This window comes from Mucilaginibacter sp., from assembly GCF_039935595.1.
In the GTDB taxonomy this organism is placed as follows: Bacteria; Bacteroidota; Bacteroidia; order Sphingobacteriales; family Sphingobacteriaceae; genus Mucilaginibacter.
In genome coordinates this window covers 14286-28505 of the sequence record NZ_JBDTJZ010000130.1, presented here as the reverse complement: position 1 = coordinate 28505, position 14220 = coordinate 14286, and the positions used below count along the sequence as shown (strand labels likewise).

General features: G+C 41.6%; 13 protein-coding genes and 2 tRNA genes. 6 read left to right on the top strand and 9 right to left on the bottom strand.

From position 1 onward, the window contains the following. Positions 1 to 111: 111 nt before the first annotated feature. The 3 genes from ABI367_RS08920 to ABI367_RS08910 all read right to left on the bottom strand — a co-directional run bounded on the left by ABI367_RS08920 (position 112) and on the right by ABI367_RS08910 (position 904). Positions 112 to 196 (bottom strand) — tRNA-Leu (locus ABI367_RS08920). 55 nt (positions 197 to 251) lie between these two features. Then, a tRNA-Gly gene (locus tag ABI367_RS08915) sits at positions 252 to 324 on the bottom strand. Positions 325 to 421: 97 nt separating this feature from the next. Continuing rightward, positions 422 to 904, bottom strand: a complete 483-nt coding sequence (locus ABI367_RS08910; protein ID WP_462226801.1) for a regulatory protein RecX — start codon at positions 902 to 904, stop codon at positions 422 to 424. 61 nt (positions 905 to 965) lie between these two features. Here ABI367_RS08910 and ABI367_RS08905 point away from each other — a divergent pair, with 61 nt between their 5' ends. Beyond that, positions 966 to 3431: a bifunctional UDP-N-acetylmuramoyl-tripeptide:D-alanyl-D-alanine ligase/alanine racemase gene (locus tag ABI367_RS08905; RefSeq protein WP_462226799.1), complete on the top strand. Its 2466-nt coding sequence runs from the start codon at positions 966 to 968 to the stop codon at positions 3429 to 3431. An 11-nt stretch (positions 3432 to 3442) separates the two neighbouring features. Continuing rightward, the gene (locus ABI367_RS08900; protein WP_462226797.1) at positions 3443 to 4039 is read left to right on the top strand and encodes a DUF502 domain-containing protein; all 597 of its coding nucleotides are present in this window, start codon (positions 3443 to 3445) and stop codon (positions 4037 to 4039) included. Here the strand turns inward: ABI367_RS08900 and ABI367_RS08895 are convergent. From ABI367_RS08895 to ABI367_RS08875, 5 genes are all read right to left on the bottom strand, one after another. After that, positions 4005 to 5306, bottom strand: coding sequence for a TCR/Tet family MFS transporter (locus ABI367_RS08895; protein ID WP_462226796.1), 1302 nt, complete (start codon positions 5304 to 5306; stop codon positions 4005 to 4007). The genes ABI367_RS08900 and ABI367_RS08895 overlap by 35 nt on opposite strands. Positions 5307 to 5353: 47 nt before the next feature. Further along, positions 5354 to 6571, bottom strand: coding sequence for a TCR/Tet family MFS transporter (locus ABI367_RS08890; RefSeq protein WP_462226794.1), 1218 nt, complete (start codon positions 6569 to 6571; stop codon positions 5354 to 5356). Positions 6572 to 6645: 74 nt separating this feature from the next. After that, positions 6646 to 7353 carry an LOG family protein gene (locus tag ABI367_RS08885; RefSeq protein ID WP_462226792.1) on the bottom strand — a complete coding sequence of 236 codons (708 nt, stop codon included), beginning with the start codon at positions 7351 to 7353 and terminating at the stop codon, positions 6646 to 6648. Positions 7354 to 7539: 186 nt separating this feature from the next. Continuing rightward, positions 7540 to 9021, bottom strand: a complete 1482-nt coding sequence (locus tag ABI367_RS08880) for a sodium:solute symporter (protein ID WP_462226790.1) — start codon at positions 9019 to 9021, stop codon at positions 7540 to 7542. Between the two features lie 79 nt (positions 9022 to 9100). Beyond that, entirely contained in the window at positions 9101 to 9457 is a 357-nt protein-coding gene (locus tag ABI367_RS08875; protein ID WP_462226788.1) for a four helix bundle protein, read from the bottom strand. A gap of 145 nt (positions 9458 to 9602) precedes the next feature. Here ABI367_RS08875 and recR point away from each other — a divergent pair, with 145 nt between their 5' ends. The 3 genes from recR to ABI367_RS08860 are packed head-to-tail and all read left to right on the top strand — an operon-like array spanning position 9603 to position 11859. After that, positions 9603 to 10220: a recombination mediator RecR gene (gene recR, locus ABI367_RS08870; RefSeq protein ID WP_462226786.1), complete on the top strand. Its 618-nt coding sequence runs from the start codon at positions 9603 to 9605 to the stop codon at positions 10218 to 10220. Between the two features lie 3 nt (positions 10221 to 10223). Then, the gene (locus tag ABI367_RS08865) at positions 10224 to 11060 is read left to right on the top strand and encodes a glycosyltransferase family 2 protein (protein ID WP_462226784.1); all 837 of its coding nucleotides are present in this window, start codon (positions 10224 to 10226) and stop codon (positions 11058 to 11060) included. Then, complete coding sequence (locus tag ABI367_RS08860; protein ID WP_462226782.1) at positions 11044 to 11859, top strand: SDR family oxidoreductase; 816 nt, start codon at positions 11044 to 11046, stop codon at positions 11857 to 11859. Before ABI367_RS08865 ends, ABI367_RS08860 begins: the two co-directional genes overlap by 17 nt. A gap of 66 nt (positions 11860 to 11925) precedes the next feature. Here ABI367_RS08860 and ABI367_RS08855 read toward each other — a convergent pair whose 3' ends face one another. Continuing rightward, positions 11926 to 12870 (bottom strand): ion channel, encoded by a 945-nt coding sequence (locus tag ABI367_RS08855; protein WP_462226780.1) that lies wholly within the window; start codon positions 12868 to 12870, stop codon positions 11926 to 11928. 359 nt (positions 12871 to 13229) lie between these two features. On the opposite strand from ABI367_RS08855, the gene trpD reads away from it, so the two are divergent. After that, positions 13230 to 14219, top strand: a complete 990-nt coding sequence (trpD, locus tag ABI367_RS08850) for an anthranilate phosphoribosyltransferase (RefSeq protein ID WP_462226778.1) — start codon at positions 13230 to 13232, stop codon at positions 14217 to 14219. Position 14220 lies beyond the last annotated feature (1 nt).

Sequence of the window (14220 nt, the reverse complement as noted above, 5' to 3'; positions counted from 1 at the left end):
CGCTTCCCCACAAGTTTTGGTATTGATCCGGTATTGATCCCTTGATTACTAAGGAATTGAAGGGAAATAAAAATGGGAAGTCACGTCTTTCAGAACGTGCTTCCCATCGAGTACTCAGAGCGGGAATCGAACCCGCACTCCGTTTACGGGAACAGGATTTTAAGTCCTGCGTGTCTACCAGTTCCACCATCTGAGCAGGTGTCTAAACCTTTTAATTTTAACAATAAATCCCTTCTTATGAAAGGGATTTGAGCGAAAGACGAGATTCGAACTCGCGACCCCGACCTTGGCAAGGTCGTGCTCTACCAACTGAGCTACTTTCGCATATTTTGTATTCGCAATCACTATCGCGTTTGCGGAGTGCAAATATAGATAGAAATGCATATTCTGCAAGGAAAACATTTAAATTTTTTTGAAAAACTTATAAGTCGCTGTTTTTCAAAACATCACTTATCAAATCGGCTTCATAACCGCGGCTCATGGCGTAGTGCTGTAGTTTATAGCGACGTTTATAATCGGTCTTTTCTTTTATCAATGGGGCCTTTTTAGCCAAAATTTTATGCAGGGTTTGTAAATAGTCGTCGGCATCAATGGTTAATAGTGCCTTTTTTATTAGTACTTCCGATACTTTTTTAAGTTTAAGTCCTTGTTTTATTTTGATACGTCCCCAGGCTTTCTGTTTAAATTTGCCTTGCGTGTAGGCTTTGGCAAAACGTTCTTCGTTAAGGTAATTGGATGTTATCAGTTGCGATATAATGTTTTCTACCGCGTCGGTCCATAATCCCCATTCATAAAGCTTGTCCCTTACTTCCTGCTGCGCACGTTCCTGGTAGGCGCAATAGTGTTCGGCTTTGGTAAGGGCTACTTTCTCGTCCGTAATTTTTCGGGGTTTTTGGTCATCCATTAAAACCAAAATTCGTTAAAATTCTTCTATTGTTTAAAATATAAGCAAATTCGTAATCTATATGCTTAGTAACCATTACACCATAACAGAAGTACAGCAAATTATTAACGCCACCGGCACTATTGTAAACGCGGATACCATTAGTACCCTGCTTACGGATAGCCGCCGCATAAATAACCCCGTAGGCGGCCTTTTTTTTGCCCTTAGTGGGCGCCGCAACGGCCATGAATTTATTGCCGAAGCCTATGCCACCGGTGTACGCAATTTTGTGGTGAAAGATGGCCCCGAAATAAAATTGGCCGATGCTAATATATTGATAGTGCCTGATGTGCTTACCGCGTTGCAACAACTGGCCAAACATCACCGCGGCCAGTTTGATTTGCAGGTGATAGGGGTAACGGGCAGTAACGGCAAAACTATTGTGAAGGAATGGCTGTACCAACTACTGTTCCCTGACAAAAATATTGTTCGTAACCCTAAAAGCTATAACTCGCAAATTGGGGTGCCGCTATCGGTATGGCAAATTACCGCAAGCAACAACCTGGGTATATTTGAAGCAGGCATATCCATGCCCGGCGAAATGGAAAGGCTGGAAGCTATAATACAGCCATCTATAGGGGTGCTTACGCATATTGGATCGGCGCACGACGAGGGTTTTGCGGATACCGACGAAAAAATACGCGAAAAGCTAAAGCTGTTTAAACATTGCGAGTTGTTTATTCATAACTACGACCAGTTATTGCCCTATAAAGCTGATCTGCCAAAAACCAAATGTTTTACCTGGAGCCGTAGCTTTAAACAGGCTGACCTGTATGTATTTACCGAAACGGTCATCGAAAAAAACTATTACCTGCGCGCCATATTTAATGGCGAGGAAATAGAATGTTTAGTGCCGTTCACGGATAAAGCATCGGTAGAGAATGCTATTATTTGTTGGGCCACTATGCTGGCCATGGGCTATAAACCTGCCGAGGCGGATAAACGCATTGAGCGTCTTACCCGCGTAAGTATGCGTTTGGAACTAAAAAACGGAATAAATGATTGCTCCATTATTGATGATTCGTATAATTCAGATATACAATCGCTGGAGATAGCATTGAATTTTTTGAACCAGCAAAATCAGCATGAAAAAAATACGCTGATATTGTCGGATATATTTCAATCGGGCCTACCTGAGGACGAATTATATAAACAAGTTGCCCAACTGGTAAAAGCGCAAAAAATAGGCAGGTTTATTGGTGTGGGCGAAGCATTGGTTAAATACCAGGACTATTTTGAAGTGCCCGAAAAGTATTTTTATACCGATACCGTAGCGCTGCTAAACCACCTGAATACCCATGCCTTTAAAGAAGAAACCATCCTGATAAAAGGCTCGCGCAAGTTTGAGTTTGAGCGGGTGAGCCGTGCCCTTACCCAAAAAGCGCACGAAACGGTGATGGAGATAAACCTGAATGCTATGGTAAATAATCTTAACTATTATCGCTCCAAATTGCAGCCGGGGGTAAAGCTAATGGCTATGGTAAAGGCATTCTCGTACGGTAGCGGCACTTTTGAACTGGCTAATGTATTGCAGTACCATAAGGTTGATTATTTGGCGGTGGCTTATATTGACGAGGGTGTTTCCCTGCGCCAAACCGGTATTAATATGCCTATTATGGTACTTAATGCCGAGCCATCGGCGTTTGATAAACTGATTAAATACAAGCTTGAACCGGTTTTATACAGCTTTAATTTGTTTGACGAGTTTATAAAGTTTGCGCAAAACCGCGATGTTTTAAACTACCCCATACATCTTAAAATTGATACGGGTATGCACCGTCTGGGTTTTGAAATAACCGATATTGGTATTTTAGCTGACCTGCTGGAGCAAAACAAATATATTAGGGTGATTTCCGTGTTTTCGCACCTTGCTTCAAGCGAGGCTGAAGAACATGACGATTTTACCTTGCAGCAAATAACCGGTTTTAAAGAGGCCTGCACCGAAATTGAAGAGGCGCTGGGTTATCCGGTTATTAAACATATTTTAAATACATCGGGTATAAGCCGCTGGCCGGGCGCACAGTTTGATATGGTGCGATTAGGCATTGGTTTATACGGTGTTGATGCGGCTATACCCGGTGATGAAAACGCTTTACAGCCTATTTCCAGTTTAAAAACCAACATATCGCAAATTAAAAAGGTACCTGCAGGCGATACCGTTGGTTATAGCCGCAACGGCGCAATGCCTAAAGGAGGCAAAATAGCCACGGTGCGTATAGGTTATGCCGATGGTTATGTGCGTGCCTTTGGTAATGGCGTAGGTAAAATGCTGATAAACGGTACGCTGGTACCTACTATTGGCAATATATCAATGGATATGACCATGCTGGATATTAGCGCTGTACCTGATATTGATGAGGGCGATGAAGTAATTGTATTTAACGACCAGGTTAAAATTGAGGAACTGGCTAAGCAAATAGGCACTATTCCGTACGAAATTTTAACTAATATTTCGCAAAGGGTAAAAAGAGTGTATTTTTATGAGTAATTTACTTACCCATGAAAAGATTAGCCGGAGCACTGTTAAATTACTTTATTAAAGGGTTATTAGTGGTTGTGCCTATCGGGGCAGCAGCTTTCCTGATATTCTGGGCGGTATCAAGTTTGGATAATGCTTTAAACCTGAGCGATATTTTATGGGTAAGCAAAAAAGGCAAGCCCATGTATATACCGGGCCTGGGCATCGTAAACGTGGTGGTTATCATTATGATAGTGGGTATATTGGTAACCAATGTAATTACCGACCCTATAAAACGTTGGATAAACCGTTGGATAAACCGCCTGCCATTCTTCAACTTCCTGTACTCATCAATAAAAGACCTTACCGAAGCTTTTGTGGGCGATGAAAAAAAGTTTACCGAAGCTGTTATAGTTGAAATAAATGAATTTGGCGTAAAAAAGATCGGCTTTTTAGTGCAAAAGGACCTGACCAAACTGAACTTACCCGGCGAGGTTGCTGTGTATTTTCCTTATTCCTACTCGTTTGCCGGGCAGGTTATCATTATATCAAAAGATAAAGTAAAGCCAATTGATAAGAGCTCGGCTGATATGATGAAGTTTGTTATATCCGGGGGTGTAAGCGGACTTGACGTTTAGCTTTATTCCCTTTCCTAAATGTCCATGCTACCATAATTGTGCTTATCAGCATTAATAATGCCGCCAATATGTAAGGCGCGCCCGGGAAATAATAGCTACTGGTTTTGTCGGTTGTGAAATGATAAAAAATATAGCCAAATAACAGTGGTCCAATAATTACGCTTATACTGTTAACAATAGTTAAGGCACCCTGTAACTCGCCCTGTTCATTTTTAGCTACCTTATCTGTAGCAAGTGCCTGTAAAGCCGGGCCGGATATTCCCCCCAAACAATACGGTATCATACATAGGTACATCATCCATCCTTTGTTAACTATTGCGATGAGTACAAGCCCTAACGCGTAAAACAGAAGCCCCCATACAATATTTTTTTTCTGCCCAAATTTGGGTATGGTATAGCGTATTATCCCGCCCTGAATACCCACCAGTAACAAACCAATGGTAAGCCCCAACGTACCGATACTGCTTAATGTCCACGCAAATTTTTCAATCAGGTAAAAAGAGAGTAAATACTCCACCGCTTTTTGGCCAATGTAAACCAGCGTAATGGCACCTATTAATCCGGCCAGATCAGTATGCCTGGTAAATACCCTTACCAATGCGCCAACCGGGTTGGCGCGCTTCCATTCAAATTTTCGGCGGTGTTCGGGTTTAAGTGATTCGGGTAATACAAAATAGCCGTATAGCGCGTTAGCGAAAGCAAACGAAGCGGCGGCAATAAATGGATACTTCACACTAAGATCGCCCAGGTAAGCGCCCAGCGCTATGCCTATAATAAGCCCTAAGCCAGATGCCGCGCCAACCAATCCAAAATTTGCCGACCGTTTATGCCCGGTGCTGATATCGGCAATATAAGCTGTAGCGGTGGATGTAGTTGCCCCGGTTACCCCGGCTATAAACCTGCCCACAAAAAGCCAGGCAATGGTTGGCGCAAATGCCATAAACATATAGTCAATACCAAAACCAAATAACGAGATGAGCAGGATGGGTCTGCGCCCATACCTATCGCTTAAATTACCCATTATAGATGCAAAGATGAGTTGCATGGTAGCGTATACAAAGGTGAGCCAGCCGCTGTAGCGCGATGCGGTGCTTACATCCACATGGCCCAATGTTTCCAGTAACTTAGGCATAACCGGAATGATGATGCCCAGCCCCAATACATCAATAAATATGGTGATAAAAATAAACCCCATCGCGGCGGATTTGCCCCGTCGGCCTTTTTTTTTCGGTGTAGTTTTGGGTTTAGACGGGAGCTGATCAGCCATAAAAATCAGGGTAGCGGTATATTTAAGCAGCTATATAACCAATGAAATTAATTTGTGTTTCTTTTAAAACTGCGTACCGCTAATATTGCGCTGGTAAGCATTAGCAAAGCCCCTAAAAAAAATGGAGCACCGGGCAATATAACAGGGGCGCCGGGTTTGGTAAAATAATAAAACAGGTACGTCATCAGCCATGGCCCGAAAATGGAACTCAAACTCATTAAACTGGTTAAGCCGCCCTGTAATTCGCCCTGTTCATTTGATGGTACCTGCTCGGTCATGACCCCTTGTAATGCCGGTCCGGCAATGCCGCCCAGCGAATAGGGTATAATAAACAAGAACATCATCCAGCCTTTTGTAGCAATGCCAAACAGTATCAGGCCCAGGCAATATAACAGCAAGCCTATCCATATACTGCGTTGCTTCCCTAATTTAGGAATAACAATACGTATCAACCCGCCCTGTACCGCGGCCACAGTAAGGCCCACAAAACCTAACGAATAACCTATCCAGGCCTCATTCCAGTTAAATTTGTCGATAGTGTAAAACGTCCAAACGCTTTGTACCGCCTGCCCTGCAAAATATATTAAAAACAAGGATACCGCTAAACCCAAAACAGCAGGGTGTTTGGCCAATTGCTTTAACGAGCCCAACGGATTGGCCCTTTTGATATCAAACGGGCGGCGGTGTGCAACATCTAATGATTCGGGCAATACAAAATAGCCATAAATCGCGTTAAGTAATGCTAAAACCGAGGCGGCAATAAACGGAAGATGGGTGCTGTATTTACCTAAAATACCGCCAATAACAGGGCCTATAATAAAGCCTATACCAAAGGCAACGCCTATCAATCCAAAGTTTTGCGCTCGTTTTTCGGGTGTGCTTACGTCGGCTATATAAGCGGATGCAGTAGTAAAGCTTGCCCCGGTTATACCTGCTATACCGCGACCCAGAAATAGCCAGCCAATAGTAGGGGCAAAGGCCATAAACATATAATCAATACTAAACCCCAATAATGAGCCCAACAATATCGGTCTGCGACCAAACCTATCACTTAAATTACCCAGCACAGGAGCAAATAAAAACTGCATTACCGCGTAAGCCAGCGTTAATAAACCTGCGTAGCGCGAGGCGTTGCTTAAATCGCCATGAATAAGGGTTTGTATCAGTTTGGGTAATACCGGGATGATGATACCCAAACCGGTAACATCAATTAAAAGTGTGATAAATATAAAGCCTAAAGCGGCTGGCTTGTCGGATTTGGCCATAGTTTAGATCATGGTTCATAGTTCATGGTTCATAGATCATAGCCATGAACCATGATCTATGAACCATACGCTAATTAAAAATTCGGTTTCAACACGTATTTGTTATAGAAACGGGTAATGTGCTCAACAGCTTCTTCGGCGGTATCAACCACGCGGTAAAGGTTCAGGTCATCAGGGTGGATGTTATGCTCCTCGTTCAGCATTTTTTCCTCTACCCAGGCAAATAGCCCTTTCCAATACTCTTTACCCACAAATACAATAGGGAAACGGGCAATTTTACCGGTTTGTATTAGTGTTATCGCCTCGAATGATTCATCCATCGTTCCAAAACCTCCCGGCAGACAAATAAACCCCTGCGAGTATTTCATGAACATTACCTTGCGGATAAAAAAGTAGTCAAACTCCAGTATCTTATCCCTGTCAATATACTTATTATGAAACTGCTCAAAAGGCAGCTCGATATTTAACCCTACCGATTTACCCCCTGCCTCATAAGCGCCTTTATTGGCCGCTTCCATAATACCCGGGCCACCGCCTGATATTACGCCATAGCCATGCTCGGTTAACAACCGTGCGATATCTTCTGATAGTTTGTAGTACTTATTATCGTAGTGCGTACGTGCCGAACCAAATATGGATACACAGGGCCCAATTTTAGCCAGTTTTTCAAAGCCGTCAACAAACTCGGCCATTATTTTAAATATCTGCCACGAGTCGGTTACCTTTATTTCCTGCCAGTTCTTGTTCTCAAACGCTTGTCTTATTTTTTCTTCACCAGTCATATCTCTTTATTATCAATTCTATTTTAATCACTTTATTAGTTAACTCACCCGGTCATCGCTTCGCTTGACCACCCTCTCTATGCTAGAGAGGGAATTTTTTTTGATTGTAACCCTCTTTACCGCTTGCGGAAGAGAGGGTCGACCAGTGTAGCGCAGTCGGGGTGAGTCCGCCGCAATCCATTCTAACTACGCTACCGCCACTTTTGTTTTACGCGATGATGTTAACCACAATCCGGCAAAGGTAATCAATCCGTTTACCAGGATAAGCTCATTGTCAAATTTATAGCCAATTAATTGTACCGAGTTATTGCTTAAATAGTAACATATAGCCGGCGATAGTAAACAAATAAACGGAACCAGTTTGTCTTTTACTTGCCTGTCACCAACAAACAAGCCGAACGAATATAAGCCTAATAATGGTCCGTACGTATAGGATGCTACCGAAAATATGGCTGTTACCACCGCCTTGTCATTTATGGCATTGAATATGATGATAGTTAAAAACAGCAAGCCCGAAAATGCAATATGTACGTAATGCCTTACACTGATGCGTTGTTTGCTATTGTTATCGCCGCCTTTGTTAAAGTTTAAAAAATCTACACAAAAGGACGTTGTAAGCGCTGTAAGTGCCGAATCTGTTGTGGCAAAAGTGGCGGCAGTAAGGCCCAGCATAAATACAATAGCGGGTATTATCCCCAGGTATTGTAAAGCGATGGTAGGGTACAGGTAATCGGTTTTTTCAACCGTAATGCCATACTTAGTCGCATAGATGTACAACAAAGCGCCCACACTTAAAAAGAAGATATTGATAACCACAAATACCGCCGTAAAGCTGAACATGTTTTTTTGCGCTTCGCGGATGTTTTTAAGACTCAGGTTTTTTTGCATCAGGTCCTGGTCAAGTCCGGTCATACCTACGGTTATGAATAAACCGCCCAAAAACTGCTTGGTAAGGTGCAGGTGGCTGCTCATAAAATTATCCAGAAAAAATATTTTAGAGTAACTGCTGTTTTTAATGGCATCCGCCGCTTCAAAAACGTTCATATTTAAACTGCGACATATAAAATAAATAGATAGGAAAACCGATGATACCAGGAACAGCGTTTGCAAACTATCGGTAATAATAATGGTTTTTAAACCGCCTTTAAAGGTATAGGCCCATATCAATGCTAAACATATCAGTACAGTTACTGCAAAAGGTACGTGGTAGCTATCAAAAATAAATTTCTGTAATACAATAACTACCAGGTACAACCTGAATGCCGACCCTATAACCCGGCTTATTAAAAATATACCCGCCGCGGTTTTATAGCTCCAGGTACCTAAAGCATGTTCAATATAGCTGTAAATGGAGGTGAGCTTCATGCGGTAATAAAGCGGCAACAGTACCGTAGCTATAATAATAAAACCCGCAGCGTTACCCAGTACAAATTGAAAATACGCAAACTCATCGCCGCTTGGCGCGCCTACCTTGCCGGGTACGGATATAAAAGTTACCCCGCTCAACGCGGTACCTATCATTCCAAAAGCCACCAAATACCATTTGGAGTTACGGTTAGCCACAAAAAACGTATCGTTATCTGATGATTTACGCGAGGTAAGCCACGATATAACCAATAGTACCAAAAAGTAACCGATGATGAAGGAGAGTAGCAGGGCTGGGGTCATGTGGTTTATGAGTCCGGAAGTCGGTAAAGTCCGAAAGTCCGAAAGATTGTGGTTTAAAGTTATTGAATTAATATGTTAATTATAATTTTAATGAATTTCGTAAGCCGTTAATCATTACCAAGATTTCTTCACATTGAGCGTAAATAGTAGTAAAACGGTCGTGGTTAATCATTTCCCGTCGTTGTGCCAAATATAGACATCCAACCACTTCAATATTTGAGCGCAAAGCGTACCCTAAAAACTTGTTAAATTCTGGATTTGACTGCCCGGTTGAACCCTCGGCAATATTTAATGATACAGAATCAGCGGCGCGTTTTATCTGCGCTGTTAAAATAAAAAGTTCTTCTTTTGGAAATGATCTGGTTAGTTCATGGACATTATATGACAGATCTACTGCCTTTTGCCAAACAATTAATTTTTCAAATTTAAAGCTCATAACTTACAAAGGTTTAGGCTCACAATTTATAAATACTCACTAACTAAACAAAGCCTTGCATAAATCTTTAGGTCTATCTAACTAAAAATAATCTTTCGGACTTTCCGACTTCCGGACTTTCCGACTAATACCTATCTTTGAACTAATGAATTTTTCTTCTAAACTATTAGAGAACGCCGTAGCTGAATTTGCCAAATTACCGGGAGTAGGACAAAAAACCGCCTTGCGACTGGTGCTGCATTTACTAAAACAGGACAAAGCAGAGGTGGAGCAATTTAGTCATGCCGTAAGCAAGTTGCGCAACGAAATACAGTTTTGTAAAACCTGCTATAATATATCAGATCAGGCCGTTTGCGAAATATGTGCGTCACATAAACGCGACCAAAGTCTGGTTTGCATAGTTGAAGATACCCGCGATGTAATGGCTATTGAAAATACGAATCAATATAATGGCGTTTACCATGTTTTAGGCGGATTGATATCGCCAATGGATGGCGTTGGTCCGGCTGACCTGGAAGTTGATTCGTTAGTTGAGCGGTTAAAAGAGAGCGAAGCAAAAGAAATTATTTTTGCCCTGAGCGCCACCATGGAAGGCGACACCACTATATTTTATTTAGACAAACGATTAAAACAATTTAATCTTAAGTTATCAACCATTGCGCGTGGCATAGCTTTTGGAGGTGAATTGGAGTACGTTGATGAGATCACCCTCGGGCGGTCTATCACTACACGTGTTCCGTATGAAAATTCATTATCCAGGTAGCCTATGAAACTGACAATTATTATGGTAAATTACAATCAGTGTAGTTTACTCAAACAAGCGTTAAATTCCTTAATTAATGCAGGCAAAGATATTGACTATGAGGTTTTTATAGTCGATAATGCATCATGCGATAACTCTATCGAAATGATAAGTTACCAGTTTCCGCAGTTCCATATTTTGGCCAACCAGGTTAATGAAGGCATGGCCAAAGGTTATAACCGGGCTATTGAAAAGGCTACGGGTGAGTATATTTTACTGGTCAGTGCGGATACAATTTGCGGCAAAGATACTTTAGAGAAAGTATTAGAGTTTATGGACACCCATCGTGATGCCAGTGGAACAGGTGTACGTATGTTATCGCCACAGGGCAGGTTCCTGCCCGAATCAAATCGCGGGCTTACCAAACCATGGGCAGCTTTTTTTAAACTGGTTGGTTTGGCTAAGTATTTTCCAAAATCAAGGTTAAACAATCGTAACCGTAAGGAATGGGTAGAGGAGTTTCAAACAACAGAAGTGGATATCTTGAATGGCGCTTTTATGCTGCTGCGCAAAAATGTGTTTAATGAAGTTGGGTTATTTGATGAACGTTTTGTGCGTTTTGGTTACGATATTGACTTGTCGTACCGAATGCAGCTTGCCGGACTTAAAAACTATTATTTCCCTAAAACCTATATTATAAACGCTAAAACTCAAACTATACCCAAATTTAGCTGGCAATACATTAAATATTTTTACGGAGCTATGTTTATATTCGCTGCCAAATACCTGTTTAAAGTGCCCGAAATAAAAGTGCAGGGCATGCCGCAGTTGTATAAGCCGCAATATGAAATTGACCAATAAAATTGTAATCATCACCGGTGCATCATCAGGCATTGGTAAAGCATTAGCAACCGAATTTGCCTCGCGCGGCGCTAACCTGGTTTTAGCCGCACGGCAATACGTAACCCTTTGCGAAATAGCACAAAACCTGCAACAGCAATACAACATTAAAGCCATAGCTGTACAATGCGACGTAGCCATTGAAACAGATTGCGAGCATTTAATACAACAAGCCATTACCACCTTCGAGAAAATTGACGTATTGGTAAATAATGCGGGCATATCCATGCGGGCTTTATTTAAAGATGCCGATGTGCAGGTTTTGAAAACACTAATGGATGTTAACTTTTGGGGCACAGTTTATTGTACCAAATATGCCATGCCCGAATTACTGAAAACACAAGGCAGTGTAGTAGGTGTATCATCAATTGCAGGCTATAAAGGTTTGCCCGGGCGCACAGGCTATTCGGCATCAAAATTTGCCATGAACGGTTTTTTAGATGCGTTACGGGTAGAGAATTTAAAAACCGGTGTGCATGTATTAACAGCCTGCCCAGGCTTTACAGCATCAAACATCCGCAACACCGCGTTAGATAAAAAAGGACAACAACAAGGCGAGAGTACCCTGCACGAAGAAAAAATGATGACTGCCGAAGAAGTGGCAAAAATTATAGCTGATGGTGTGGAGAATCGTGCGCGTACACTAATTATGACGGGGCAGGGTAAATTAACGGTATTGCTTAGTAAACTTATACCGGGTGTATTGGATAAATTGGTGTATAATGTTTTTGCTAAAGAGAAATATCCGTTATTGAAATAGGTTCATAGATGATGGTTCATAGTTCATGGTAGGTTTGGCCATGAACTATGAACCATCATCTATAGGCTATCTTACCAATTCAAAATGATCTATCTTATCCAGATCTAATACCAATCTTCCTTCCACGTCACGATCAAAGGCTGGTTTAAATTTGGCATCCCAAACCATTTCATCAAATTGATAAGAGGTACGCGAGTGTACTGTTTGCGAAAAAGTATCGTCAAATGCTTTTAACAATATGGCAAAGCTGGCTTCGCCTTTTTGCATATCCTCGGGGGTGATATCCCGTAAGGGACTGTCGTCATTAAGCGGGTGCACAACGGTCCAGTTCATGGTAAGTATGCTTACCCGTTTACGTTCCAGGTCTAACGATAAAAAACGGCGTATCTTTTTTCCGTCAACATCTTCATTGTACGAAAATATGACTTCCATTTGCAGGTCTATCAGTGTATTGCGTCTTAAATTGGCCAGGCGGAACATAATACCCCTGCCATTTTCCTGGTAAGGTGCCACCAGCAGATTTTTGCTGAATTTTATTTTTGCAGACGGCCTTGAAAAGCGCCCGTATAGCAAACCGGTTGCTAACGCAAACGCTAACAATCCTATCATTGATTCCATTGCGGCAACACTATTGGCCATCATGCCATGAGGACTAATATGGCCGTAACCTACTGTTGATATGGTTTGCGCAGAAAAGAAGAAGGCATCCATAAAACGCTCAAAAAAATTAATGCCTTCAGCGCCGTTTAAACTACCGGTTCCTAACGATACATATATGGCGGCAAAAATAAGATTGGCAATTAAGTAGCCGGTTAAAACAAATACCCAAAATTTACCCCAGCCCATAGTGATGAGGGTATGGTAGTTATTTGATGTACTAAACCGCGATACCCCCCTTCGTTTAACATTTACAGAGCCATCGCGATTAATTAATCGCTGGTTTTTTATAACCGGCTGTTGGCCAAAACCAAGATCATCTTCGGGATTAAATTTGCGTTTATGTAGGAGCATTGGTTATTGTTAGGGGTTCATGGATCATCGTTAATGGTTCATAGTTAGTCTTCGTTTTGTCAAAACATTTGAATTTAATCAATGGTTATTAGCTTTTATTTTATATACCATGAACTATGAACCATGAACTATGAACCAAAAATAAACTTTCTGCTTGCTTTTAGTAAAAACTATTTTCATATTTGTTGTGTAAATGAACGTTAAAAATTTAAATAATAATTGGTGGTGGCTTAACGATTAAAATCGTAAGGCAATCCCGTGTATTATAAAATATTATATATCTAAGAGGGTTGCCGTAAGGTAACCCTTTTTTGTTTAACATGTTTAAAGCGTAAACTAATTCCCTTTAGGGATAATCTATGAAACAAATACTAAATCATCTATTTGAAAATAAAACCTTTACCAGCGAGCAATCTAAAAGCATTTTAACCATTATTACGCAGGGTAAATTTAACAACTCGCAAATTGCCGCTTTTATGACGGCTTATTGCATGCGCAGCATTACGGTTAATGAATTGGAGGGTTTCAGGGATGCCATGCTGGAGCTTTGCCTGCCGCTCGATCTGGAGCGCGATGACCTGATTGACCTTTGTGGTACCGGGGGCGATGGAAAAGATACCTTTAACATATCTACCCTGGCATCATTTGTGGTTGCCGGGGCCGGATATAAAGTAGCTAAACATGGCAACTATGGTGTGTCATCAGGTTGCGGTTCGTCAAACGTAATGGAATACTTAGGTTACCAGTTTACTAACGACGACGGCAAGCTTAAAACATCGCTTGACAAAGCAAATATTTGCTTTTTGCACGCGCCATTATTTCACCCCGCTATGAAAACTGTTGCGCCAATACGTAAGGAGCTTGGGGTTAAAACATTTTTTAATATGCTTGGCCCTATGGTTAACCCCGCAAGGCCCAAACTTCAATTAGTGGGCGTTTATAATTTAGAGCTTGCCCGTATATATGCTTATCTTTATCAGCAATCAGATGTAAAGTATACTATACTGAACGCGTTAGAGGGTTATGACGAAATATCGCTTACCTGCGATTTTAAAACATTCTCTGCCGATGGTGAAAAAATAAACAGTATTGAGGCGTTGGGTTTTGACAGGCTGCATCCATCGGCAATAGCGGGGGGCAGTACGGTTGCCGAGTCGGCAGATATATTTGAAAAGGTGCTTAATAACGATGCTACCACAGCGCAAAACAATGTGGTATTGGCTAATGCGGCAATGGCTATAAAAACCATAAATGCGCACAAAACCTTTGGTGATTGTTTTTACGAAGCCGAAGAAGCATTAATGAACAAAGCGGCATTAAAAAGCTTTAAGGCCCTGCTGGAGAATTAAA